The following is a 26,718-nucleotide window of genomic DNA, read 5'->3' on the forward strand; positions in this document are numbered from 1 at the left end:
ATATAAGGTTATTTTTTTACCAATCCATCGCAATAGACGCAAAAACTTGGTCGCGAATATCATCAATAATTAAAGGAACAATTGACGATTCTACAGCGCTTAACATTGCATTTCCGTCATATAATTGGAAAGCAGAAAATGTTCTGTCATAACTTTTTGATTCGTCTTTATTGTTGATGTATCGAACTTTTACATAAATCGTCAAACGGTTTTTTGCCGCAATATCATTTGATTGAATTGCTTCTGGAACAACATCGTATCCCGTAATTTCACCTTCGATAATTAAGTCAGAATTTTCATTCGAATTTAACTTTAACTTCGTTCTACTTCTAAAAATATCTTGAATCGCAATCGTTAAATCTTGACTCAAAGTAGGATTTTGTTGAGGTGCGTAATTCGGAAAAGTTGCCACATAAATTGTGTTCCAATCTGGTTGAATTGCTGCTCCCGAAAGTGAATATTTTATACATCCTGTTAAACTAAAAATAGCAAAAATACTAAGGACGAATAGTTTTATTTTGTTCATATTACAAATGATATTGTTTGATTTTTCGGTACAATGTTCGCTCAGAAATTCCCAATTCGTCAGCCGCCATTTTACGTTTTCCTTTGTGTTTTTCCAACGCCAATTTTATCATTTCCTTTTCATTATCTTGCAACGAAAGAGATTCTGGTTCTTCGATTGGACTTACATCATATACATCGTTCGAATAATCGTATTGCGATTGTTGATAATTTGGTGTAATTGGAGCAGATTTCGTTGGAACCAAATTATATTGACTTGGCACAAAATCTTCTTCTGGTTCGTTTTGATCTTGATAAACGCGCTGAATCAATTCTTGTGTATTGCCATTAAAATCTTCAACATCTTTGTGTTTGATTAAATCTAATGTTAAAGCACGTAAATCGTTCAAATCTTTTTTCATGTCCAATAAAACTTTGAACAATAATTCACGTTCCATAAAATCAGAAGAACTTCCATCTTTCGATTTATTTGTTACCGTCAACATTGTTGAATTATTGGGTAATAATTCCATGATTTTTTCTAACGAAATCACACGGTCTTTTTCCACAACAGAAACTTGTTCAGCAAAATTTCTTAATTGACGCACATTTCCCGGCCAAGGATAATTCGCAATATAATTTTGGGCTTCTGGAGAAAGCTCAATATGCGGCATTCTGTATTTATTTGCAAAATCTGAAGCAAATTTTCGGAACAATAAATTAATATCTTCCTTACGCTCGCGCAAAGCAGGAATATCAATTTGAACTGTATTTAATCGATAATATAAATCTTCACGAAATTTACCTTTTTCAACAGCTTCTTTCAATTTTACATTCGTTGCAGCAACAACACGAACATTTGTTTTTTGAAGTTCCGAAGAACCAACTTTCATAAATTCACCCGACTCTAAAATACGCAATAAACGCACTTGTGTAGCTAAAGGCAATTCACCAACTTCATCTAAGAAAATAGTTCCACCATCTGCTACTTCAAAATAACCTTTACGTGTTTGTGTAGCGCCTGTAAAAGCACCTTTTTCGTGTCCAAATAATTCAGAATCGATTGTTCCTTCTGGAATCGCACCACAGTTCACTGCAATATAATTGTTGTGTTTGCGTGCAGATTGATTGTGAATAATTTTCGGAATAAATTCTTTACCTACACCACTTTCTCCGATAACAAGAACAGAAATGTCTGTAGGTGCAACCTGAATCGCCTTTTCTAAAGCACGATTCAAGGCTATATTATTTCCAATGATTCCAAAACGTTGTTTGATAGTTTGTAAAGAATCCATTTTTTTATTTTTTAGGTTTTTGAAAAATGATCTATCAAATTTCAATTATTGTCTTATTAAAACCGTCATTTCGAGTAAAATTCTTTAGAATTTTGTATCGAGAAAAAGGTTTTAAACTATTAAAATTCTATTCTCGATACAATTTTTAATCATTTCATTTATAAAAATCACTCGAATTGACGAATTTTATTTTTAGTATACAATTGACGGATTGATTGTTTATCCTTCTATCATTTCACCAATCAAAGTAGCCGTTGTACAGCTATTTGCTTTTACGTTTACAAAATCTCCTATTTTAGTTCCTTCTACTTTAGGGAAAACTAAAACCGCGTTTTGTGTATTACGTCCGTACCAGAAATTTTCGTCACGTTTAGAGTTTCCTTCAATCAAAACTTCATGAGTTTTTCCAACATAACTATTCATACGCTCTGCAGAGTGTTTTTGTTGCATTTCGATGATTTCTTGTAAACGACGTTTTTTATCTTCTGGTAAAACATCATCAGGCATTTTTTTGTGCGCTGGCGTTCCTGGACGCTCAGAATAAGCGAACATATAACCGAAATCATATTTCACATATTCCATTAACGATAATGTATCTTGATGTTCTTCTTCTGTTTCGCCACAGAAACCTGCAATCATATCGTGAGATAAAGCACAATCTGGAACGATACGTCGAATTTTATCAATCAATTCGAAATATTCTTCACGAGTATGTTGACGATTCATACGTGCTAAGACAGTAGTAGAACCCGATTGAACAGGTAAGTGAATGTATTTACAAATATTTTTGTGTTTCGCCATCATTTGCAATACGCCTTCTTCCATATCTTGTGGATTAGAAGTTGAAAAACGTAAACGAATGTTAGGAAACTGCGTAGCAACCATGTCTAATAATTGAGCAAAATCTACAGCAGTCGCTTTCTGAATATCAGTTGCATTTTTGAAATCTTTTTTTGGTCCTCCACCATACCATAAATATGAATCGACATTTTGACCTAAAAGTGTAATTTCTTTGTAACCAGATTCTGCTAATTCTTTACATTCATTCAAGATTGAGTGAGGATCACGAGAACGCTCACGACCACGCGTAAAAGGAACAACACAGAATGTACACATGTTATCACAGCCACGAGTAATCGTAACAAAGGCTGTAACGCCATTTCCACCTAAACGAACAGGAGAAATTTCGGCATATGTTTCTTCTTTTGATAATTGTACGTTTACCGCATCACGACCATCTTCTACATCGTTGATTAAGTTTGGTAAATCGCGGTAAGCATCTGGTCCTACAACGATATCTACTAAATGTTCTTCTTCTAAGAATTTATGTTTCAAACGTTCCGCCATACAACCTAAAACTCCAATTTTAAGACTTGGATTTTGTTTTTTGATTGCGTTTAAAGTTCCTAAACGTTTACGAACTGTTTGTTCCGCTTTTTCACGAATAGAACAAGTGTTTAAAAGAATTAAATCTGCTTCGTCAACTTTTTGAGTGGTTTGATAACCTTCGTTATTTAGAATAGATGCAACAATTTCACTATCCGAGAAATTCATTTGACATCCGTAACTTTCTAAGAATAATTTCTTTGTTGCATTACGAGTAGGAGCAGTCATCAAAGCCTCTCCTTGTCTTGCTTCATCTATATGTTTTTCTTCTGTATGCATTCTAAAATGGATATTTTATCGTGCAAAAATAATAAATCTATGTGACATATTGGCAGTAAAATTTTCTTTTGCATTTTATTAACATTTTGTAGATTTGAGGAAATCTAAAAAAATATAAAACTATGGATGATAGAATTAGACAAAGAATAGAAGAAATTAAACAACGAGGAGTAAATATAAACGTTGGCGATATTTTTTCAAAATCATGGGAAATTTTTTCAGGAATCGCTTTATATGCAATTCTTGCAATTGTAATAACATTCGCAATTAGTTTCATGATTAATTTCTTCTTAGGATTAATCATTTCAGCACCAACTATGGTTATTAATGATCCATCTGATTTAAATGAAGTGTTTGCAGAAGCATCATCTCCTTTAGCGTGGGTGAGTAATATTGTTAGTATTGTAGTTGCAGCAGCTTTAGCACCGATTACAGTAAGTATTTTGACAATGGCTAAAAAATTTAATAAACATCAAAATCCTGATTTTTCAGATTTGTTTGTTCATTATAAAGATGGAAAATTTGGTGTGATTTTTACAACATATTTAGCTGTTCAATTTTTAGGATTCATAGGTATTTTATTATGTATTGTACCTGGATTTATTTTCTATGTTACATCAATACTAGCAATTCCTTTTGTATTGTTTACAAGTTTTACTACAACGGAAGCTATAAAATCAAGTGTAAGTATTTTATTTAAAAACTTCGGATCAGCATTTGTTTTTTGTTTGGCTTGTTTTGGAGTTGCAATTTTAGGCGTACTTGCTTGTGGAGTTGGATTATTAGTAGCAATGCCTCTAATTTATATTGCTACATATGTTTTATATGAAACAGTTATAGGAACAGAAGACAATGAACAATCAGAAATAGACCAAATAGGAACAGATATTTACAAGGATAATCCTTACATGAAATAGACAAAATTATGAAGCAGTTGAAAATCATTTTTGGCTGCTTCATTTTTTTGTTATTAATTTTGCAGAAATTTTTTAAGAAAACAATATGTCTAAAAATCTCGTTATTGTTGAGTCCCCAGCAAAAGCTAAAACCATTCAAGGTTTTTTAGGTGATGATTTTATCGTGGAATCAAGTTTTGGTCACGTGGTCGATTTACCAAAGAAAGGAATGGGAATCGAAATCGAGAATCATTATAAGCCAATATACGAAGTAACACCTGATAAAAAGGAGGTTGTAAGTAAACTGAAAAAATTGTCTTCGAAAGCCCAAACAATTTGGTTAGCATCCGATGAGGACCGCGAAGGAGAAGCAATTTCTTGGCATTTGTATCACGTTCTTGGATTAGAAAAGAAAGATACAAAACGTATTGTTTTTAATGAAATTACAAAAAAAGCGATTCAACGTGCGGTAGAAAATCCACGTCAAATTGATGAGAATTTGGTTGATGCACAACAAGCTCGTCGTGTTTTGGACAGATTAGTTGGTTTCGAAATGTCGCCAATTTTATGGAAAAAAATCAAACCAGGCTTATCTGCAGGTCGTGTTCAATCAGTTTCTGTTCGATTAATTGTTGAACGTGAAAAAGAAATTCAAAATTTTGTTCCAGTTTCGTCATATAAATTCATTGCAATTTTCGAAACAAATGAGGGAAGAACATTAAAAGCAGTTTTAACAAAAGAATTTTCTACGTTAAAAGAAGCCGAAGATTTCTTAGAAACATGTGTTGGAGCAGATTTTAAAGTAAATGATTTACAAAAGAAACCAGCAAAGCGTACACCTTCAGCACCATTTACAACATCAACTTTGCAACAAGAAGCATCTCGTAAATTAGGTTTTTCAGTTTCAAGAACGATGCGTGTCGCACAACAATTATACGAATCTGGACATATCACATATATGAGAACAGATAGTGTGAATTTGTCTGATGATGCATTAACAGCAGTAAAAGCTGAGATAGAATCTGCTTACGGAAACAAATATGTTGAGATAAGAAAATATAAAAACAAAAATTCATCTGCACAAGAAGCGCACGAAGCGATTCGTCCAACGCATTTCGAAAATCATTCAATAAATGCAGACGATTCTATGCGAAAATTGTACGAATTAATTTGGAAACGTACAGTTGCTTCTCAAATGGCAAATGCAGAATTGGAACGAACTATTATTGATATTGATAACAACAAAAACAACTTTATTTTCCAAGCGAAAGGAGAAGTAATTGTGTTTGATGGTTTCTTAAAAGTATATCAAGAATCGTTTGACGACGAAGATGCTGATGATGATAAAGTATTATTACCAAGTGTAAAAGTAAATGAGCAATTGAAAGCAGATGAAATAAACGGTACTGAACGTTTTTCTCGTCCTTCGGCTCGTTATACAGAAGCATCTTTGGTAAAAAAATTAGAAGAATTAGGAATTGGTCGTCCATCAACTTATGCGCCAACGATTTCTACAATCCAGAATAGAGGCTATGTGGAAGTTGGGGAATTGGATGGTCAAGAACGAAAATATAATACCTTAACGCTAATCGATAATCAAATCAAAAAAGTTCAACAAAAAGAAATTTTTGGAGCTGATCGTCGCAAATTAATGCCAACTGATATCGGAATTGTGGTAAATGATTTCTTGGTTGATTATTTTACGAATGTGATGGATTACGATTTTACAGCGCGTGTCGAAAATAGTTTTGATGATATTGCGGAAGGTAAATTGAATTGGACAAAAATGATTGATGAATTTTATACGAAATTTCATCATGTTGTAGAAGATGTTCAAGAAAATGCTGATCGTGCAACTGGAGAACGCGAATTAGGAATTGATCCTGTATCGGGTAAAAAAGTGCATGCACGTATTGGACGTTTTGGGCCAATGATTCAGATTGGTGAAGCAGAAGATGAAGAAAAACCTCGCTTTGCAAGTCTTCAAAAACATCAATCTATTCATAATATTACCTTAGAAGAGGCAATGAAATTGTTCGAATTACCAAAAACTTTAGGTGAGTATAAAGCGCACGAAGTAGAAGTGAATATTGGACGTTTTGGACCTTATGTGAAATTTGATGATAAATATATTTCGATTCCGAAAGAGGAAGATCCAATGGATTTATCATTTGATCGTGCAGTAGAATTAATCGAAGAAAAATTAAAAGCTGATGCACCGATTGCACAATACGAAGGGTATGATGTAACAAAAGGAAAAGGACGTTTTGGACCATTTATCAAATGGAATGAATGGTTTATTAATGTTCCGAAAAAATACGATTTCGATCATTTATCTCAAGCTGATATTATCGAATTGATTGAAGATAAAAAACGTAAAGAATCTGAACGTGTTGTTCGCGAATGGTCAGAACAGGAAATTCGATTAGAGAAAGCGCGTTGGGGACGTTATAATTTGATTCAAGGAAAAATAAAAGTTGAGTTATCGAAAGAGACGAATCCAGAAGCGTTGACTTTGGCTGAGGTTGAAAAATTAATAGAAGCTGCGAAACCTAAAAAGAAAGCAGTGACTAAAAAAGCGCCTGCAAAAAAGACAACTGCGAAGAAAACGACAACTAAAAAAACAACGACTAAAAAGTAATAATGTACAACGACTTTTTAAAACCCGTTTCTGAAGAATTACAAGATTTTGCTAAATCTTGTAATTCTTTTGCGTTAGGACAAGCTATAAAATTTCGCGAAGATGTTATCGAAAGCGATGAAAAATCGAACGATAAAATTGCGATTATTGGTGTGACAGAATCTCGTTCGAAACAAAAAGATTTGATCGAAGATGTAGATTTTAGCCTTGTTCGTACACAATTGTACGAATTGCAAATGGGAAATTGGTCGATAGATTTGTACGATTTTGGCGATGTTGTTTATTATGATGATAAAGCCGAAACCGAAAAAGTTTTTAGAGAAGTTACCAACGGATTAATTCGTGATGGATATGTTGTTGTTATTTTGGGTGGAAACCCAAGTTTAGGTTATCAACAATATCGTGCTTATGACGAAATTGTTGATAAAGTTTATTACTTAACAATCGATCATAAATTACGATTAGGAAAAGATGAAGCACAAACAACAGAAAATAATTATTTAACAAAAATTATTTCGAATGAGCCTTTCAATTTATTGGATTATACGAATATCGGTTTTCAAACGTATTTTGTTGCTCAAGAAAAATTAGATTTGTTAGATCAGTTAAATTTTGATGCTGTTCGTTTGGGTGTGATTTCTGAAAATGTAAAAGAAATAGAACCTTATTCGAGAGATGCAAATGCGGCTTTGCTTAATTTATCGAGTTTACAAGGTTCGGATTTCTCTTCTTCAAAAAATATGACGCCAAATGGATTTACTTCACGCGAAATTTGTGCGTTAACAAGATATTTAGGTTTCAGCAATAAATTGACTTCACTTTACGTTTGTGATTATATCGAAAATTATAAAAAATTAGATCATCTATTAATTTCGCAGATGATTTGGTATTTTATTGATGGAAAAAATCACCGTCCAGAGATAAAAAGTTTTGAGGATACACAATATTTTGAGAAAATTTTTGTTCCTACAGAAGGATACAATTATATTTTTTACCGAAATATATTAACCAATCAATTGTGGATAGAAGTTGATAACACTGTTGATGGAGAGCGAAAATTTGAAATTATTCCGTGTTCAGAAAAAGATTATGAGCAAGCCTTGAATGGAGAAATACCGAATAGGTGGTGGAAATATTTCAAAAAATTTTATTAAAAAATAAAGAACAATTTTAAAAATCAATTAATAAATTGCCTTAATTTGTAGCCTTATTAATTGAGAACTAAAAGTATAAAACCTGTATAAAAATAAATCTATAACAGAATGAATAGAATTTTGGTAAGTGCATTGTTGCTATCTCTTTCTTTATCATCATGTAAAATGTTGAAGAACAGAGGGAGTAGTGATAGAAATGATGGACAAATAGTTTCGAAAACATCTTCGGCTTGGACGCCAGTTCGTCCAAAAGGAATGGTTCCGATTCCGAGTGGATCGTTTGTTTTAGGACAAACCGATTACGATTTTACAAAAACAAATGATGCTCCAGTAAAAACGGTTACTGTTACAGGTTTCTTTATGGATGATACAGAGATTACAAACTCTGAGTATCAGTATTTTGTAAATTATGTAAAAGATTCTATCGCTCGTACTGCTTTGGCAAACAAGGCAGAAACTTTAGGTTTTGACCCTATGAATCCAAATAATGGAGCAGGAGGTATTGGTGATTATGCATATATTTCTGGTTCACAAGATGGACAAGGGACGCCATATGATGAATATATTAAAAACAGTAATACAGGTCGTGATGGTCAATCTTTAGATGCAAAGAAATTAAATTGGAAACAGCGTTTGGAGTGGGATAAATACAAATATCCAGATGTAGATTATGCTGAGGTTATGGAAGGATTATATTATCCTCCAGAAGAGCGTATGAATGGAGAAAGACGTATTGATACGCGTAAATTAAACTATTCTTATGTGACAGTTGATCAAACTGCTGCAGCAAAAAAACGTGGTACTTTCCGTGTAGATTTTCGTAAAGAATTTAGTTTAAACATTTATCCTGATACAACAGTTTGGGTAAGAGATTTCAACTATTCGTACAATGATCCAATGCACCAAGACTATTTTTGGCATAAAGCTTATGCAAATTATCCTGTTGTAGGTGTTAACTGGAATCAAGCAACAGCTTTTTGTGATTTCCGCACAAGATATCATAACACAGCATTGAATAATAAAAAGAAAAGAGGAAGTCAAGTAAAAGTTATTAGTTACCGTTTACCAACAGAAATTGAGTGGGAATACGCAGCGAAAGGTGGTTTAGAAAATGCACCTTATCCTTGGGGAGGTCCTTATTTAACAGATGATAGAGGTTGTTATCTAGCGAACTTCAAACCAAAACGTGGAGATTATTTAGAAATCAACGATGGCAAGAAAACTGGTTACATGTATACGGCTCCTATAAAAACATTCCGTGCGAATGGATATGGTCTTTATGACATGGCTGGTAACGTAGCTGAATGGACAAGTTCTCCGTATAACAGATCATCTTATACAATGTCTTCATCACTTAATCCGTCAATTACAATGTCTGGAGAAGTAAATAGAAGTGTAAGAGGAGGATCTTGGAAAGATGTTGGATATTTATTAATGACTTCAGCAAGAGATTGGGAACACAAAGATTCTGCAAGAAGTTTCATCGGATTCCGTACAGTTCAATCTTTCCCAGAAGGATCAAAAGTAAATTTTAGAAAAACCAAATAACCTAATTAATAAAACAATTTAATAAAAAGCACTCTTATGGCAGTACAAGCTTCAAAACAAGAACGTCTTACAAATTTTTTGTATAATTTCTTTGCCGCAGTAGTAATTATCGGGGCATTATGTAAAATTACGCACACGAATTTAGGACCAATATCAGCCAATTTAATCTTAACAATCGGATTAGTAGCTGAAGCATTCGTCTTCTTTTATTCAGCATTTTTCGATAAACCTCAAGGAAGCTATGAATGGGAAAAAGCTTATCCAGAATTATTAAATGGAGAACCAGTACAAAGAAAAACTGCTGCTGTTGCAACTGCAGGAAATAATTTAACTGCTGAGTTAGACAAAGTATTAGCAGATGCAAAATTAGATAAAGAAGTTTTCGAAAGATTACGTGGTTCTTTAGACAAATTTGGTTCAGCTGTTAACGAATTAAACACAACAACATCAGCTGTCGCTTCAACAGAACAATATAGCAACGAAATTGCAAAAGCATCAACTAACATCAGCCAATTAAATGCTGTATATGCTGAGCAAATTGTAAATAGCCAAAAACAAGTAGAATTAAATAAACAATTTATCGAAGAAATGCAAAAATCTTCAGGTAGTTCAGAGCAATTCTTGAAAGAAATGCAAGAGCTTTCTGCTAACATTAATGCATTAAACAAAGTATACGGAGGTATGCTTTCTGCAATGAAAAACAACTAATACATTGCTCCGATAAATTAAACTAATTATTCATTAATTCTATAAATTATTATGGCAGGAGGTGGTAGACTAACCGGACGTCAGAAGATGATCAACCTGATGTATCTCGTGTTCATTGCAATGATGGCTTTGAACGTGGATCGTGAGGTGTTGAGATCTTTCGAAACGATAAATACTTCTTTAGAGTCAACAACGACTTTAACGAAAACAAATAACGATACCTTCTATGGTCAAATTGATCTAAAAGCGAAGGATGATCCAACTTATGCAAAAACTCAAGCTGAGGCTGCAGAAGTTAAAAAGCAAACAAATGATTTTGTTGCTTATATCGATGGATTGAAAAAAGAATTAGCTGGTGCTGATTTTGTTTCTGGAGCAGAAGATACAGATTACAATGCATTGTCTAATACAGAGCCTGTTGTATCTTTATTCTTTAAAGGAAAAGGAGGTGACAAAGGAAATGAGAAAGCACAAGAGTTTACAAACAAAATTGATGGTTTCAGAAATTTCTTAATGACTTTTGCAAAACAAAGTCCTGATGCTAAAAATGCGGAAGCTCGTATCAACGAATTTTTTGGAACAACTCCAAAATCGAAGAAACAAAGTTGGATGCAAGAAAAATTCTATGATCAACCAATGGTTGCTTCTTTAACGAATTTATCGAAAATGCAAATGGATGCTCGTACAGAAGAAGGTAACTTAGTGAGAGCATTATTATCTGGTAAATTAGAAGAAAAAATCGAATTGGATGCTTTCCAAGGTTTATTCTTATCTCCAGGTGTTGTTAAAGTCGGAGATGAAGCTGTTCTTAATGTAGTTTTAGGAGCTTACGATAATTCAATCAAAGGTTCTGTTTCTACAAGTGTTGGTTCTGCTACTGTTGTTGATGGTAAAGCATCTATTAAGCTGAATACATCTGCAGTTGGTATGCATCAATTAACAGGTAACATTACATACGTATCGAATGGAAAAACGAAAACGGTAGCCATAGCACCTTCAACTTATCAAGTTGTTGCACAAACATTAGATAAAAAAGCTGCTGAGATTATTGAAAAAGATCCAACAGGAGGTTCTATTGTTGCAGATAATTTACGTGTAGTTTATCGTGGAGTATCTAATCCAATTTCAGCAACAATTAACGGTGCAAACGGACCTGTTAGTTTAAGTGCTTCTTCTGGAAGTCCTTCTTCTGCTGGAGCTAATAAATGGAATTATACTCCTGGAGGAGGAAGCGAAGTAGTGTTTACTGCATCTGCGAGAGCAAGCTCAGGAAAAACATTGTCAGTAAAAGAAACGTTCCGTATCAAACCAGTTCCACCAGCACGTGGTGTAATCTTAGGAAATACAAGTCCAGCTATTCCAGATAATGGAATTGCAGCACAAACAATTCGCGTAGATTGGCCAGATTTCTTATTCCCAATTTCGGGTGAAGTAACATCTTTCAATGTAAAAGTTCCTGGTCAGGCAACGGCTCGTGTTTCTGGAAATAAAATGTCAGGAGCGGCTGGAGTTATTTCGAAAGCGAAAAAAGGTGATATTATTGGTGTGTTCGATATTAAATATCGTACAAATTCTGGAGCAACTGGAGAAGCATCATCTATCGCAATTCAAGTACAATAATTTAAAAAGTAAAAATTTAAAATATGAAGTATCTTTTGTTTGGTTTAATGAGTTTTTTCTCAACTCTTACAATGGCGCAAAATGTTCTTAATGCTGTTTCGCCAGAACAGTTAAGAAAAGACCGCGAAAATAAAACAAGAGTTGATGAAGCTGGAGATACAGTAAGTACGGCTCAAGATCCTATGAAATATGGCTTTATCGAAGATAAAGATGTTTTATGGTCGAAAGTTGTATGGGAAGTAATTGATTTGAATGAGCGTCTAAATCAACCTTATTATAGATCTGGTGATGAGTTAGTGCAAAATTCTAAATCATTATACGATGTATTGGTTGACGGAGTTCGTAGCAAAAAGATTAGAGAAGTTTACGACGATGAGTACTTTCAAACTAAAATGAGTTATGAGCAAATTATGGCTCGTAATGAGAAGAAAGATACACAACAGTATTACTACGATATGAAAGCTGCTGGAGAAACTCCTGATGAAGCTGCTATTTTTAATTATAAAATTAAATCTGACGATATCAAAATGGTAAAAACGAAAGGTCTATGGTACATCGACCGTCGTTTAGGAGAATTAAAATATCGTTTGTTAGGTTTAGCAATTATGGGACCTGATGCGCAATCGTTAGGAACAGAGTTTGCTGACGGAGCTTTCGTAGATTTGTTCTGGATTTGGTATCCAGATGCTCGTAATGTTTTGGTGAATGCAACGGTATTCAATCCAAGTAATTCAAATTCGGCAATTACATATGATGAGATGTTAAATGCACGTAGATTTAGTTCTATTATTTACAAAGCTCAAACAATGTATGGAACGAAAATGATTGATGATTACATTCCAAATGATGCGAAAGGTCAATTAGAAGAACATCACAAAATTAGAAATTCTATCATTCAGTCAGAAGCTGATATGTGGAATTACTAATCAGAATACAAAACAAAGAATCCAGTCATTTGACTGGATTTTTTGTTTAAACTTTAGTTCAAATTAAATAAAAGCCATGAAAAATATTTTATTATTATCATTACTAATAATATCAATTAATAGTTTTGGACAACAAAAAGTTTTAACGAACTCTATTAAAAAAACAACAACAAAATTAGATGAAAGCTCAGATAGAAAAACTTTAAAAGAGTTTGTAGAGAGCATTTACATTAATTCATTAAATACTTTTGAAGGAGAGAAACTATTGATAAACACTGATGAGCTTAGTGTGCAGATAAAAAGAAACTCTGGTAAATTTGAATCGATGAAATTGAAAGATTTGAATGATATTTCTGTAGGTCAATTAAAATCTTTTGAGTATAAAAAAGATAAAACAATCGAAGCTCTTTACGGAAGAAGAGGCGAATTATTTGGAATGGTTATGATAGAATTAAAATAAATAAAATCCAGTCATTTGACTGGATTTTTTTGTATTGTATTTATAAGAATTTAACTTTCTAAAATCTAATTCGCGTCTCCTTTTTCAATTCCTTCCTCTATTTTTTCCTCAACTTCTGCCTTTTCTTCACGGTCCAATTTCATTTCTCCCGAATCATCATCACTACGTAAAACAACTTGAATACTGATAGGAAAATGATCCGAACCAATATTTGGTTCTCGTATCATATCAATTAATCGAAACTGCGAACTCAAAAAATAATGATCCAAAGGCCAACGTAAGAACCAATGATGCGCATGAAAAGTATTGAACATTCCACGACCACGACGAGGATCTAAAAGTTGCGAAGTTTTCAAAAATAAACGTGTTGTTCTGCTCCACGCAACATCATTCAAATCGCCAAAAACAATACACGCTTTTCCATATTCTTTCGCTTGTTTGCCAATTGTTAAAATCTCAGCATCGCGTTCAGCACTTTCTTCATTTTCTTGCGGAACTGGCGGAGTTGGATGTAAACCATACAAACGCACAATTTGATTATTATATTCGATATCAGCAATGATAGAAGGAATTTCTGTGCTGATTAAATAATTAATTTCTTGATATTTTATAGGTAATTTAGAGTAAAACAATAATCCATAAGTATTTTCTAACGGAACTTCTATTTTGTACTCAAAATCGTTTGTAGCCTCTTTTATTTGTTCCATCCATTCGTTGTTTGTTTCCAATAAAAAAACGATATCAGGATTTCTTTTCTTAATTAATTCAACCAAATTTTGATATTTCGTATTGTCTTGCAAAACATTATAAACAAGTAAATCAAACGGTTTTTCATTTGGTTTAAAGGTTACTTGTTCAATCATTTTTTTACCAAAAGGAGAATAAGGAATAATGACCCAAAGCAAATAAATTGAAGTAAAAATTAAGCAAATAAATAGACTTATTGTTATTGAAGTTTTTGGTACAAAAATGAATAAAATACAAGTTGCAATTACCAAAGCAAATTTTTGAAATCGCGGATAATCAAAAACTCTAACCGTCCAATGTGTATGTTTGATGAATGGAATAATGACGGAAAGGAGAATAAGGCAAGAAATTATGGTATAGAATATTTGCATAAAATGGTTGATTTTAAGAATAAAGATAAGTAAAACCGAAACATTATTTACCTTTGTAAGCAAATTTTAGAAATTGAAAAAAGTAGAATATATCATCGTTGGTCAAGGTGTTGCAGGGAGTTGTATGGCGATGAAATTGTTGAAAGAAAATAAATCTTTTGTGGTAATTGATAATCATTTTCACAAAGCATCGGCAATTGCTGCTGGAATTTTTAATCCTGTAGTGCTAAAACGATTTTCAATTGTTTGGAATGCGACAAAACAAATCGAAAGATTACGCGAGGTTTTTGGTGATTTTGAACAATTATTAAACAAAAAATATATCTACAATTTTCCAGTTTATAGAATTTTTAATGACGAACAAGAGAAAAAAACGTGGTTGAAAAAAGCGACAACTCATCCAGATTTGATTGATTATTTAGCAACAGATACAGAACAACTGAATGATTTTTCTTCAATAAATTCTCCGATAGGTTCTGGCGAAGTTTTGCATACAGGCCGTGTTGATTTGACAAATCTTTTGGCTGATTTTAAAAATTATTTAGTCAAAAATGATTTGTTTCTTGATGAAACTTTTGATTTTAATGAATTAAAATTAGAGGATAATCAAACGAGCTATAAAAAAATCGAAGCAACTAAAATAATTTTTGCCGAAGGTTATAATATTTTGAACAATCCTTATTTCAAAAATTTACCTATAATTGGTGTAAAAGGCGAAGTGTTGAGAATTAAAACAGAAGCTAATTTACCTGAAGCAGTTGTGAAAGGAAAAGAATTTTTGATGCCTTTAGAAAATAATCAATATTTTGTAGGCGCAACTTACGATCGTGATCATGTGAATTATGAAAATACTGAGGATGCAAAACAATATTTGGTTGAAGGTGTTCAGAATTTTTTTAAAGATGATTTTGAAGTTGTGGAACAACATGCGTCAATTCGTCCAACGGTTGTGGATCGTCGTCCAATTATAGGAGCGCATCCAACGCATCAACAATTGATTTGTCTAAATGGAATGGGAACGCGTGGGACAATGTTAGCGCCTGTGATGGTGGATGATTTGTACGATTTTTTAGAAAATAATCAACTAATTGACAAAGAAGCGAACATTGCACGTTTCTATGATCGATTTTAAACCTATTTTGAATGAAAAAATTTGACATAAAAATATTTGCAATTCAACTTGTAGCAAGCGTTTTGTTATTTTTAGGAATTCAACAATTTTACGTCTTGGCTGAATTAGATTTGATTGAATTAATTCATTCAATGGGAAAAGATAATTTTGCCTTTTTGGTTAGAAAAAGTGACGAATTCGGAATCAGCGAAAAACTGAAACATTTAGCTACAATGAAAACAATTTTGAGTTTTGTAGGTATTGTTTTGGCGTATATTTTATGTTCAGTAATTAATCATAAACGCAATTACGATTGGAAAATGTCTGTAATTATAGTAGTATTGTGTTTTTTAGTTTTTCAATTCAGATTAATCAATCTTCCAATTAATTTTATTGCAACCAAAAATCTCGCATTGGCTTATTTTGTGCCAGCAACTTTTTCGATTTTAATCAGTTTTGTATTGTATTTTTTGAGTTATCGTTTAAAACCTTAAAAAAAATCAATGCAAAATTCTACAATTAACATTAATATTTTTGGCTTCTTCTACAAAAGTTAAAGCTAATTGTTCATCGTTAACATCAATTGTTATTGAATGTCCATCTAATAATTTGTCAACATTACTTTTAGCAACTTTTAATGATATTTTTAGTAAGTCAATTTGTAGATGTGTTAAAGTGACTTTTTGAAATCCTTCATTCCAGCCATCAAATATTATCTTCATAAGTGATTTTAAATATTGTTAAAAATAGAAATGAATACTTGTTTTAAGTTCTAATGCTTTATGAAATATATTAATAATATTTTCGCATTCAGGATATGTTTTCTTCAATTGATTATAAGTGTTTTCAATTAAAACTAAATTATTAATTTTTTCGTCTTCATAATCGTCAATTATTGAATTACAAGTTTGATTAATTAAATCAAAAACACCTTTCTTCCATAAAATATTAAATTCTGATTCATTTAACCTAATTTCGATTAATTCGTTTGGAGAAGCTGTATCATAATCTAATTTTAATTCAGCTTCTTTATTAATAGGAACAATAATAATTTTACTCATAATCATTAATTGAAAGGTGATTGTTATTTTTAAAACACTTTCACAATATACTACTTATAGTTTTGAGATAAGTTTTCATCTAACAAAAAACATTGTATTTTTGCAAAATGTTATTAGTACAAAATTTAGGAGTTTATTTTGCGGGTAGATATTTATTCGAAAACGTTTCGTTCCGCATCAACAAAGGAAACCGTGTTGGTTTGGTAGGGAAAAATGGAGCAGGAAAATCTACTTTGCTTAAAATTTTAGCCAAAAGTCAGCAATCTTCAGAAGGTGAAGTTGTTTACGAAGGCGACGTTACAATCGGATATTTATCGCAAGATATTGATTTTGTACAAGGAAGAACGGTTTGGCAAGAAGCGGATTCTGCTTTTGAGCAATTGGTTGAAATTCAAGAACGTATTGATTTTGTAAACAAAGAATTAGCTGAAAGAACAGATTACGAATCGGACGAATATGGAAAATTAATTGAAGATATTTCTCATTTAACAGAACGTTTCGGACTTTTAGGTGGTTACACAAAAGATGCTGAAATCGAACAAATTTTAATTGGTTTAGGATTCAAAAATTCAGATTTTCATCGCCCAACAGAAGAATTTTCTGGAGGTTGGAGAATGCGAATTGAATTGGCAAAACTATTGTTGCAAAAACATGATGTAATGCTTTTAGATGAGCCTACCAACCATTTGGATATCGATTCGATTGTTTGGTTAGAAGATTTCTTGAAAGATTATCCTGGAGCTGTTGTGTTGGTTTCGCACGACCGTCAATTTTTGGATAACGTAACTAATCGTACAATCGAAATTGCAAATCGCCACATTTCTGATTTTAAAGCGAATTATACGCGTTATTTAGAATTGCGTGAAGATCGTCGCGAAAAATTAGAGCAAGCACAGAAGAATCAAGAGCAAATGATTAAGCACACGGAAGATTTAATTTCAAAATTCCGTGCAAAAGCTAATAAAGCTTCGATGGCGCAATCATTAATCAAAAAATTAGATAAAATAGAACGCATCGAAATTGAAAATGATGATGTAACGAAAATGAATATCCGTTTTGTGGATGCTGTTCAGCCAGGTAAAATTATTTTCGAGTTAGATGATGTAGGTGTTGCTTTTGGTGATCATCAAGTTTTTGATCATGTTTCTTTTTATGTTAATCGAGGAGAAAAAGTAGCTTTTGTTGGTCAAAATGGTCAAGGAAAAACGACTTTATCGCGTGCGATTATCAACGAACAAGAGCATTCAGGCAAAATAAAACATGGACATAATGTAGAAATTGGATATTTTGCCCAAAATCAAGCACATGTTTTGAATGATAAATTAACGGTTTTAGAAGAAGCGGAAAATTCTGCAACAGAAGAAACACGTAAACATGTTCGCGACTATTTAGGAGCATTTATGTTTGGTGGCGAAGCGGTAGAGAAAAAAGTTTCAGTTCTTTCGGGAGGTGAGCGAAATCGTTTAGCGTTGTGTAAATTATTGTTGCGTCCATTCAATGTATTAATCATGGATGAGCCGACCAATCACTTGGATATTGTATCAAAAGAATTGTTGAAAAAAGCTTTACAAAAATATTCTGGAACATTGATTTTAGTTTCTCACGACCGTGAATTTTTAGAAGATTTAGTGGATAAAGTTTTCGATTTTCGTAATGGTCAAGTAAAAGAATATCTTTCTGGAATTGATGATTATTTAGCACAAATTAAAGCGGGAAGTTTCCGCGAAGTAGAAAAAGGAAATGGTTTGGCTGCACCAAAAGAAGAGAAGCCGATTGAGGTTAAAATAGAACAAGCGAAACGAGTTTTATCTTTTGAGGAAGAAAAAGAGCAAAAACGCCTTAAAAATAGATTGTCAAGAATCGAAACAGAGATTTCTGATTTAGAGACGAAGATTGCAGATTTAGAAAATAAATTGCATTCAGGTTCGCAAACGCAACAAGAATTGGATAAATACTCGAATTTGAAAAATGATTTAGATAAAAAAATGTTAGAGTGGGAGGAGGTTTCTGAACAAATTATCTAAGGAAAGAAATAGAATAAAAAGTGCTACAATTTGTAGCACTTTTTTTGTACATTATATTTTTAGAATAACACAAAATGCATAAACAATCTTTTGCTGCAATTATATCAGAACAACCAAAAACATTAATTCTTGGCTCTTTACCTGGTGATTTATCGTTAGAAATCAATCAATATTATGGGCATCCACGTAATCGATTTTGGAAAATGATGTTTGAGATTTTTGAGACAGAATTTTCAGAAGATTATGAAATAAGAAAACAACTTATTTTACAAAATAAGTTAGCGCTTTGGGATGTTGCACATTCTGCAGAACGAAAAGGAAGCATGGATGTGGATATGAAAAATGTTTCGCCAAATCAGATTGATGAATTGTTGAATGAATATCCTACAATCGAGAAAATAATTTTCAATGGAAAGAAAGCAGAGCAATTATTTTGGAAATATTTTGATAAAAAAACATCCATAGAGTATATTTCTTTGCCAAGTACAAGTCCAGCAAATGCTCAATTTTCTTACGAACGATTGCTTGAAATCTGGAAAAATGCAATTATTTAAGATGAATTTTCTATGTTCAAAATAATTTAATCAAAGAAAAGTAAAATTATTTTAGTGCTTAAAAATATTATGATGAGAAACTTAGCTTTTAATGTAAAATAATTATGAAAAAAATGTTTCCTAAAAGTTTTGTAATTAAAAAAGCTGTTCTATATTTGCACTCACAATCGCGGGAATAGCTCAATTGGTAGAGCGTCAGCCTTCCAAGCTGAATGTTGCGGGTTCGAGTCCCGTTTCCCGCTCTAACTTCTTTCTTAGAAGTGGATGCCTTGGTGGTGGAATTGGTAGACACGCAGGACTTAAAATCCTGTGTCCATTAGGACGTGCGGGTTCAAGTCCCGCCTGAGGTACAACAAAGCTCAAGAATTTATTTTCTTGGGCTTTTTTTGTTATATATTTTTTTCATAAAATAGATTTATAAAAAAAAAACCACCTAAATAACTTTAGATGGTTTTTGAAATTATAAGTTGTAATAAATTACTTATTCATAGAGATTAAAAACTCTTCGTTAGAGCGTGTATGTTTGATACGATCGTGTAAGAATTCCATCGCTTCTACAGGATTCATATCCGATAAATGGTTGCGAAGAACCCACATCAACTGTTGTGTTTTGTCGTCTAATAACAAATCATCTTTACGTGTAGAAGAACTTACCAAATCAATCGCAGGGAAAATACGTTTATTCGAAATCTTACGATCCAATTGTAATTCCATGTTACCTGTTCCTTTAAATTCCTCGAAAATAACTTCATCCATTTTAGAACCTGTATCAATCAATGCAGTTGCAATAATTGTTAAAGAACCTCCATTTTCGATGTTACGAGCCGCTCCAAAGAAACGTTTTGGTTTGTGCAACGCATTTGCATCAACACCACCCGATAACACTTTACCAGAAGCTGGCGAAACAGTATTATAAGCACGTGCCAAACGTGTAATAGAATCTAAAAGAATCACCACATCATGTCCGCATTCTACCATACGTTTTGCTTTCTCTAAAACGATATTCGCAACTTTCACATGGCGATTTGCTTCCTCATCAAACGTAGATGCAATAACCTCTCCGTTTACCGAACGTTTCATATCTGTTACCTCTTCTGGACGTTCATCGATTAATAAAACAATCAAATAAACTTCTGGATGATTTTGTGCAATTCCATTCGCAATATCTTTCAATAACGTTGTTTTACCCGTTTTTGGTGGCGCCACAATCATACCACGTTGACCTTTACCTATTGGTGTAAATAAGTCAATCACGCGATTTGATAAAGATTTAGAATTACTTAAATTGAATTTCTCGTTAGGGAAAAGAGGAGTTAAATGCTCAAAAGCGATACGATCGCGTACATAATCTGGCGTACGACCGTTGATTTCTTTGATTTTGATTAAAGGAAAATATTTTTCACCTTCTTTTGGAGGACGAACTTCTCCTGTAATTGTGTCTCCCGTTTTTAATCCAAATAATCTAATTTGAGATTGAGAAACATACACATCATCAGGCGAAGACAAATAATTAAAATCAGATGAACGTAAAAAACCATAATTATTATCTGGTAAAATCTCTAAAACACCTTCAGTTTCAATAATTCCATCAAATTCATAATTCGCAGCGCGATATTTATTTTTTTGATTTTGATTGTTGTGGTGATTATTTTGTTGAGATTGATCGTTTTGATTACGATTATCAGATTGATTATTTTTCTTCTGATTCTGATTATTTTGGTTATTCTTTTTCAGATCTTGGCTTTTGTTTGCTCGTTCCTGAAATTTATTAACGCGAGGATTATTTTCTTCCTTTTTTTCTGTTTCGGTAGAAATATTTTCAACTTTTTCAGTTTTTACTTCTTCTGCAACAGCCTCTTTTTGTTGAACTTCTCCTTCCGAATTCTGAACTCGTTTGCGTTTCGGTTTCTTTTCTTCTGTAGGTAGATTTTCAGCTTTATCTTTTTTAGCAGGTTTTGTTTCAGCTTTTTCTTCAACCTTTGGTTGGCTGTTGATAAAACCTAAAACAGCGTCTAACAATTCGCCTTTTTTTAATTTCTTATACCCATCGATTTTCAGTTGCTCTGCAACTTGTTGTAAATCTGGTAATTTGAATGATTTTAATTCTTCGATATCAAACATAATCCTATAATGAAGGTATTAATGTGTTTATATTTTTTTTATTCAATAAAGTAATTGGGAATCATAACAATAGAATTGTTATAAAGCGTATAAATTTGAGATTTATTAATGCAATAGTACGAATAATTATAAAAACTCAAAAAGTTTTTTTACATTTGTATTCGAAATTTAAGAAATGATTCAAAGAAAGCAAAGTATATATTTATTCTTAAGTGGAATAATTTCGAGTATATTCGCCATGAATTTTGATAAGCTGTTTGATATTCCATTAAATTGGTTACAAAATCCGGAGAAAGGAGATTACATTTTTTCGTTAGCCTTTTTCTCATCAGCTTTAATTTCATTTTTAACCATTATGTTTTTCAAAAAACGTAAGTTACAAATTAGCTTAGGATGGTTAAATATTATTTTGAATGTTTTATTAATTGGTTCTTTTGTATATTGTCTATTAACATTACCTGGAGAAGGAAATTCTGAGAAAGGTATTTGGGCATTAGTTCCTTTAGCTTCGATTGTGCTTCTGTCAATTGCCAATCGTTTGATTAAGAAGGATGATGATCTTGTAAAATCAGTAGACCGTTTCAGATAGACCAAAAACTTTTTATATTATGAGTGTCTAAAAGCAGTTTCAAGCAATTGAAACTGCTTTTTTCGTTTTAGGAATTTAGTTTCGAGAATGAAATTGAAAAATAACTTGTTCAAATTTTTCATAAAATAACCAGATATATATAGCTTTTTTAGTTTATAAATAATATTAGATGTACAAATCATTTTTATAGAAGATAAAGAGCAATTAATTTCTAAACTAACTTATCTATTTCTATGTATCTATGTGTTTAAAACAAGTTTAAACAACATCAATAAAAATGTTCTATTCATATAATTTGTATAATTACGCTGATTTTTTCGAATTATCATTCCAAAAATTATTTGAATGTTAAATAAAAATTAATTTTATACTGATGTTTTAAAAATTAAAAACTAAAACAAAGGGGTGTTGAATTTATTTGTAATTAAATTTTAATTCAACCCCTGAAAAAATAGGGGTGATTTTATTTTATGTTTAATTTTTATTTATTTTTGTACCATAAAACAACACAAATTATTTTTTTATGACATCATTTCGTTTTGAAGCTCTAAAAGCCGCAAGCAATCGCAAACCGGTAGCTGTTCCTGAAATAGGTAAAAAATCAGAAATTTTTGGAAGCAATGTTTTCAATGACAAAGCAATGCGTCAACATTTAACTTCAGAAGCGTATAAAGCCGTTCGTTCTGCAATGGATTATGGTACAAAAATCGACCGTAAAATGGCAGATTTTGTTGCTTTAGGAATGAAAGAATGGGCGATGAGCAAAGGTGTAACACATTATACACACTGGTTTCAGCCATTAACAGGAACAACAGCAGAAAAACATGATGCTTTTTTCGAAACTTCATTTGATGGAGCAGATCCTGTAGAAAAATTTAGTGGATCATTATTAGTTCAACAAGAGCCAGATGCATCTTCTTTTCCAAATGGAGGAATTCGTAATACATTCGAAGCACGTGGATATACAGCTTGGGATCCAACCTCACCAGCATTTATTTTTGGAACAACTTTATGCATTCCGACAGTATTTGTTTCGTACACAGGAGAAGCTCTAGATAATAAAACACCTTTGTTAAGAGCGCTTTTATCAATTGATGAAGCAGCTACAGAAGTAGCGAAGTTCTTCGATAAAAATGTGAAGAAAGTAACTCCGACTTTAGGTTGGGAACAAGAATATTTTTTAATTGATGATGCTTTAGCGGCTTCTCGTCCAGATATTTTACAAACTGGTAGAACGTTGTTAGGACATGTTTCTGCAAAAGGTCAACAATTAGAAGATCATTATTTTGGTTCGATTCCTACACGTGTTTTAAATTATATGCGCGATTTAGAAAACGAATGTATGTTGTTGGGAATTCCTGTAAAAACTCGTCACAACGAAGTTGCGCCGAATCAATTTGAGTTAGCGCCAATTTTCGAAGAAACGAATTTAGCAGTTGACCACAATTCATTATTAATGGATGTGATGCAAAAAGTAGGTGAGCGTCATCATTTTAAAGTATTGTTTCACGAAAAACCATTCAAAGGAGTTAACGGATCGGGAAAACACAATAACTGGTCGTTAGCAACAGATACTGGAGTAAATTTATTAGCGCCAGGAAAAACACCAAACAGCAATTTACAGTTTTTAACGTTTTTTATCAATACCATCAAAGCAGTTTCAATTTACGAGGAATTGTTACGTGCTTCTATCGCTTCTGCTTCTAATGACCACCGTTTAGGTGCGAATGAAGCGCCACCAGCAATTATTTCAATTTTTATTGGTCAACAATTGACAAAAGTATTGGAAGAATTAGAAGGTGTTTCGACAGGAAAATTATCTCCAGAAGAAAAAACTGATTTAAAATTAAACGTTGTTGGGAAAATTCCAGACGTTTTATTAGATAATACAGATCGTAATAGAACTTCACCATTTGCTTTTACAGGAAATAAATTCGAATTCCGTGCTGTAGGATCGACTGCAAACTGTGCAAATGCAATGACAACGTTGAATGCAATTGTAGCAAAACAATTGATCGATTTCAAAAAAGAAGTTGATGCGTTGATTGAAACAGGTTTGAAAAAAGACGAAGCAATTTTCAATGTTTTACGTGAGTATATCAAAGAAACAAAAAATATATTATTCGAAGGAGACGGATACAGCAAAGAATGGGAAGAAGAAGCAGCTCGTAGAGGATTGTCAAATCACAAAACAACTCCATCAGCTTTAAAAGCAAAAGTTTCTCAAAAATCGTTGGATTTATTCTCGGAGCTTAATGTAATGAACAACACAGAAGTTGAAGCGCGTTATGAAATCGAATTAGAAGATTACATCAAGAAAATTCAGATTGAAGGTCGTGTTTTAGGTGATATTGTTAGGAATCATATTATTCCGACAGCTTTCAAATATCAAAATATATTGATCAAAAACATTAAAGGATTCAAAGATATTTTTGGAGATGATTATGAAGAATATGCAGGCGAGCAATTAATCATTTTAAAGAAAATTTCGATGCATGTAAACGAATTAAACGCAAAATTGCACTTAATGATGGATGCGCGTAAAGAAGCAAATGTGGTTGAATCTTTAGAAGAGAAAGCATATGCTTATTGTGATAAAGTAAAACCATATTATGATGAAATTCGTTACCATGCGGATAAGTTAGAATTAATGGTAGACAACGAATACTGGGTCTTAACAAAATACAGAGAATTATTATTTACGAGATAATATTTTCAACAATAAATTACAAAACCGATGAGAAATCATCGGTTTTTTTTTATTCAAATTTTCTGAATCCCTTGAGTTATTGTATCTTTGCAATCCAATAAAAGTATATGGCAGATTTAGGTCTATTAGATAAATTAAGAGCAATCAAACAACGTTTCGATGAGGTAGCAGATTTAATCATCCAACCAGATATCGTAACAGATCAAGCTCGTTATGCGAAATTAAACAAAGAATATTCTGATTTGAAAGACTTTGTTGAAATGCAAAAACAATACGAAAACTTAATCAATGTAATTGAGGAAGCAGACGAAATTATTCAAGATGGTTCTGATGCTGAAATGGTTGAGTTAGCTAAAATAGAAAAAGACGAAGCAATCAATGCGATTCCACCTTTAGAGGAAGAAATCAAAATGATGTTGATTCCAAAAGATCCAGAAGATGAGAAAAACATCATTGTCGAGTTACGTTCTGGTACAGGAGGAGATGAAGCAGCGATTTTCGTAGAAGATATTTACCGCATGTATTCGATGTATTTCAAAGAAAAAGGATGGAAACACGAAGTATTAAATACTTCTGAAGCATCTGGAAAAGGATACAAAGAGTTGGTGATGCAAGTAGAAGGAAATGCAGTGTATGGAACGATGAAATACGAATCGGGTGTTCACCGTGTACAACGTGTTCCTGAAACAGAATCGCAAGGGCGTGTGCATACATCGGCGATTACGGTTGCGGTTTTACCAGAAGCAGAGGAAGTTGATGTAGTGATTAATCCAGCAGATTTGGAGTATCAAACAGCGCGTTCGTCTGGTGCGGGAGGACAAAATGTAAATAAAGTTGAAACAAAAGTTCAATTAACGCACAAACCTTCTGGAATTGTAATTGTTTGTCAAGAAGCGCGTTCTCAACATAAGAACCGTGAAAAAGCGTTACAATTATTACGTACAAAATTGTATGAAATCGAGTTCGAGAAAAAACATTCAGAACGTTCTGCTCAACGTAAATCGTTAGTTTCGACTGGTGACCGTTCGGCTAAAATTCGTACATACAACTATCCGCAAGGACGTGTAACAGATCACCGTATCAACAAATCAATTTATAATTTGGATAACTTTATGAATGGAGATATTCAAGAAATGATTGATGCATTGAAAATGGCAGAAAATGCAGAAAAATTAAAAGGTTCGGAAGAAGATTTCTAACATCAATTTTAAATCTTAGATCATACAAAACACTTCAAGAAATTGAGGTGTTTTTTTATATATTTATAGTATTAAGAATAAAACAAATGATGAAAACAAGAGTTAAAATTTGTTGTATTAGTAGCAAAGAAGAAGCACAACAAGCGATAAAATATGGAGCGAGTGGATTAGGTTTAGTTGGTAATATGCCAAGCGGACCAGGTATTATTGGTGATGATTTAATCAAAGATATTACACAAATTATCCCGCCAACATTAGCTTCGTTTTTATTAACAAGTGAAACAACTTCAGAAACAATTATTCAACATTATAAAAAAGTTTATACGAATACAATTCAGTTGGTTGATGAGCTGAAAAACGAAGAATATCAAATTTTGAGAAACGAATTACCTTGGGTAAAATTGGTACAAGTGATTCATGTAATTGATGAAAATTCGGTAACTGAAGCGATAGAGAAATCTCAGTTTGTAGACGCTATTTTATTAGATAGCGGAAATCCTAACTTACAAGTAAAAGAACTGGGAGGGACAGGGCGCACGCACAATTGGGCGATTAGTAAAAAAATTAGAGAAGAAATTAACATTCCTCTATTTTTGGCTGGCGGTCTTCATCCTGATAATATTCGTGAAGCGATTGATGTTGTTCAGCCTTTTGGCGTAGATATTTGCAGTGGTGTAAGAACTGACGGAAAATTAGATGAAAAGAAATTAGACGCTTTTTTTAGAGCGGTTAATGGTTAAAAAAATAAAATCCTTGTCAAAGTTTTGAATCTTGACAAGGATTTTACTTATTCAAAAAAGGACTGTCTCTTAAA

At 32.6% G+C, this 26,718-nt stretch carries 24 protein-coding genes and 2 tRNA genes; 19 read left to right on the plus strand and 7 right to left on the minus strand.

Going from position 1 to position 26,718, the window contains the following annotated elements:
• Window positions 1-16: 16 nt before the first annotated feature.
• The 3 genes from B4J88_RS04315 to miaB all read right to left on the minus strand — a co-directional run bounded on the left by B4J88_RS04315 (window position 17) and on the right by miaB (window position 3,464).
• A complete protein-coding gene (locus tag B4J88_RS04315; RefSeq protein ID WP_125349625.1) occupies window positions 17-526 on the minus strand; it encodes an LptE family protein in 510 nt (169 codons plus the stop codon).
• Between the two features lies 1 nt (window position 527).
• The gene (locus B4J88_RS04320; protein WP_125349624.1) at window positions 528-1,799 is read right to left on the minus strand and encodes a sigma-54 interaction domain-containing protein; all 1,272 of its coding nucleotides are present in this window, start codon (window positions 1,797-1,799) and stop codon (window positions 528-530) included.
• A 219-nt stretch (window positions 1,800-2,018) separates the two neighbouring features.
• Complete coding sequence (gene miaB / locus B4J88_RS04325) at window positions 2,019-3,464, minus strand: tRNA (N6-isopentenyl adenosine(37)-C2)-methylthiotransferase MiaB (protein ID WP_125349623.1); 1,446 nt, start codon at window positions 3,462-3,464, stop codon at window positions 2,019-2,021.
• A gap of 122 nt (window positions 3,465-3,586) precedes the next feature.
• Between miaB and B4J88_RS04330 the strand changes: the two genes are divergently transcribed.
• The 8 genes from B4J88_RS04330 to B4J88_RS04365 all read left to right on the plus strand — a co-directional run bounded on the left by B4J88_RS04330 (window position 3,587) and on the right by B4J88_RS04365 (window position 13,417).
• Complete coding sequence (locus B4J88_RS04330) at window positions 3,587-4,381, plus strand: hypothetical protein (protein ID WP_125349622.1); 795 nt, start codon at window positions 3,587-3,589, stop codon at window positions 4,379-4,381.
• A gap of 85 nt (window positions 4,382-4,466) precedes the next feature.
• Window positions 4,467-7,001, plus strand: coding sequence for a type I DNA topoisomerase (gene topA, locus B4J88_RS04335; protein WP_125349621.1), 2,535 nt, complete (start codon window positions 4,467-4,469; stop codon window positions 6,999-7,001).
• Window positions 7,002-7,003: 2 nt separating this feature from the next.
• A complete protein-coding gene (locus B4J88_RS04340) occupies window positions 7,004-8,155 on the plus strand; it encodes an arginase family protein (protein ID WP_125349620.1) in 1,152 nt (383 codons plus the stop codon).
• Window positions 8,156-8,263: 108 nt separating this feature from the next.
• The gene (gene gldK, locus B4J88_RS04345; RefSeq protein ID WP_414646627.1) at window positions 8,264-9,703 is read left to right on the plus strand and encodes a gliding motility lipoprotein GldK; all 1,440 of its coding nucleotides are present in this window, start codon (window positions 8,264-8,266) and stop codon (window positions 9,701-9,703) included.
• Window positions 9,704-9,739: 36 nt separating this feature from the next.
• Complete coding sequence (gene gldL / locus B4J88_RS04350; protein WP_125349619.1) at window positions 9,740-10,411, plus strand: gliding motility protein GldL; 672 nt, start codon at window positions 9,740-9,742, stop codon at window positions 10,409-10,411.
• A gap of 51 nt (window positions 10,412-10,462) precedes the next feature.
• Window positions 10,463-12,031, plus strand: coding sequence for a GldM family protein (locus B4J88_RS04355; RefSeq protein WP_291066531.1), 1,569 nt, complete (start codon window positions 10,463-10,465; stop codon window positions 12,029-12,031).
• Between the two features lie 23 nt (window positions 12,032-12,054).
• Window positions 12,055-12,957, plus strand: a complete 903-nt coding sequence (gldN, locus tag B4J88_RS04360; RefSeq protein ID WP_038332933.1) for a gliding motility protein GldN — start codon at window positions 12,055-12,057, stop codon at window positions 12,955-12,957.
• Between the two features lie 76 nt (window positions 12,958-13,033).
• A complete protein-coding gene (locus B4J88_RS04365) occupies window positions 13,034-13,417 on the plus strand; it encodes a hypothetical protein (RefSeq protein ID WP_115001695.1) in 384 nt (127 codons plus the stop codon).
• 65 nt (window positions 13,418-13,482) lie between these two features.
• On the opposite strand, the gene B4J88_RS04370 is transcribed toward B4J88_RS04365, so the two are convergent.
• Window positions 13,483-14,280 carry an endonuclease/exonuclease/phosphatase family protein gene (locus tag B4J88_RS04370; protein WP_260392494.1) on the minus strand — a complete coding sequence of 266 codons (798 nt, stop codon included), beginning with the start codon at window positions 14,278-14,280 and terminating at the stop codon, window positions 13,483-13,485.
• A 144-nt stretch (window positions 14,281-14,424) separates the two neighbouring features.
• Between B4J88_RS04370 and B4J88_RS04375 the strand changes: the two genes are divergently transcribed.
• The 3 genes from B4J88_RS04375 to B4J88_RS04385 are packed head-to-tail and all read left to right on the plus strand — an operon-like array spanning window position 14,425 to window position 16,140.
• Window positions 14,425-14,568, plus strand: a complete 144-nt coding sequence (locus tag B4J88_RS04375; RefSeq protein ID WP_291066534.1) for a hypothetical protein — start codon at window positions 14,425-14,427, stop codon at window positions 14,566-14,568.
• Between the two features lie 40 nt (window positions 14,569-14,608).
• Window positions 14,609-15,667 carry an NAD(P)/FAD-dependent oxidoreductase gene (locus tag B4J88_RS04380; RefSeq protein WP_115001693.1) on the plus strand — a complete coding sequence of 353 codons (1,059 nt, stop codon included), beginning with the start codon at window positions 14,609-14,611 and terminating at the stop codon, window positions 15,665-15,667.
• An 11-nt stretch (window positions 15,668-15,678) separates the two neighbouring features.
• Window positions 15,679-16,140 (plus strand): hypothetical protein, encoded by a 462-nt coding sequence (locus tag B4J88_RS04385; protein ID WP_291066537.1) that lies wholly within the window; start codon window positions 15,679-15,681, stop codon window positions 16,138-16,140.
• Window positions 16,141-16,146: 6 nt separating this feature from the next.
• On the opposite strand, the gene B4J88_RS04390 is transcribed toward B4J88_RS04385, so the two are convergent.
• A complete protein-coding gene (locus B4J88_RS04390; protein ID WP_291066539.1) occupies window positions 16,147-16,368 on the minus strand; it encodes a hypothetical protein in 222 nt (73 codons plus the stop codon).
• Between the two features lie 18 nt (window positions 16,369-16,386).
• On the minus strand, window positions 16,387-16,707 hold the full coding sequence (locus B4J88_RS04395) for a hypothetical protein (protein WP_115002126.1): 321 nt from the start codon (window positions 16,705-16,707) through the stop codon (window positions 16,387-16,389).
• A 107-nt stretch (window positions 16,708-16,814) separates the two neighbouring features.
• Here B4J88_RS04395 and B4J88_RS04400 point away from each other — a divergent pair, with 107 nt between their 5' ends.
• The 4 genes from B4J88_RS04400 to B4J88_RS04415 all read left to right on the plus strand — a co-directional run bounded on the left by B4J88_RS04400 (window position 16,815) and on the right by B4J88_RS04415 (window position 19,635).
• A complete protein-coding gene (locus tag B4J88_RS04400; protein WP_291066540.1) occupies window positions 16,815-18,731 on the plus strand; it encodes an ABC-F family ATP-binding cassette domain-containing protein in 1,917 nt (638 codons plus the stop codon).
• A gap of 74 nt (window positions 18,732-18,805) precedes the next feature.
• On the plus strand, window positions 18,806-19,285 hold the full coding sequence (locus tag B4J88_RS04405) for a DNA-deoxyinosine glycosylase (protein WP_291066542.1): 480 nt from the start codon (window positions 18,806-18,808) through the stop codon (window positions 19,283-19,285).
• Window positions 19,286-19,454: 169 nt separating this feature from the next.
• A tRNA-Gly gene (locus B4J88_RS04410) sits at window positions 19,455-19,527 on the plus strand.
• A 24-nt stretch (window positions 19,528-19,551) separates the two neighbouring features.
• Window positions 19,552-19,635 (plus strand) — tRNA-Leu (locus B4J88_RS04415).
• A gap of 127 nt (window positions 19,636-19,762) precedes the next feature.
• Here B4J88_RS04415 and rho read toward each other — a convergent pair.
• Entirely contained in the window at window positions 19,763-21,406 is a 1,644-nt protein-coding gene (rho, locus tag B4J88_RS04420) for a transcription termination factor Rho (protein ID WP_291066544.1), read from the minus strand.
• Between the two features lie 175 nt (window positions 21,407-21,581).
• On the opposite strand from rho, the gene B4J88_RS04425 reads away from it, so the two are divergent.
• The 4 genes from B4J88_RS04425 (at window position 21,582) to B4J88_RS04440 (ending at window position 26,644) form a co-directional block, all read left to right on the plus strand.
• Window positions 21,582-21,995 carry a DUF4293 domain-containing protein gene (locus B4J88_RS04425; protein WP_038332961.1) on the plus strand — a complete coding sequence of 138 codons (414 nt, stop codon included), beginning with the start codon at window positions 21,582-21,584 and terminating at the stop codon, window positions 21,993-21,995.
• A gap of 523 nt (window positions 21,996-22,518) precedes the next feature.
• Entirely contained in the window at window positions 22,519-24,705 is a 2,187-nt protein-coding gene (locus B4J88_RS04430; protein WP_291066546.1) for a glutamine synthetase III, read from the plus strand.
• A 107-nt stretch (window positions 24,706-24,812) separates the two neighbouring features.
• On the plus strand, window positions 24,813-25,904 hold the full coding sequence (gene prfA / locus B4J88_RS04435; protein WP_038332970.1) for a peptide chain release factor 1: 1,092 nt from the start codon (window positions 24,813-24,815) through the stop codon (window positions 25,902-25,904).
• 89 nt (window positions 25,905-25,993) lie between these two features.
• The gene (locus B4J88_RS04440; protein ID WP_125349663.1) at window positions 25,994-26,644 is read left to right on the plus strand and encodes a phosphoribosylanthranilate isomerase; all 651 of its coding nucleotides are present in this window, start codon (window positions 25,994-25,996) and stop codon (window positions 26,642-26,644) included.
• Window positions 26,645-26,718 lie beyond the last annotated feature (74 nt).

The organism is Empedobacter sp. UBA5036 (assembly GCF_002415215.1).
GTDB lineage: Bacteria > Bacteroidota > Bacteroidia > Flavobacteriales > Weeksellaceae > Empedobacter > Empedobacter falsenii_B.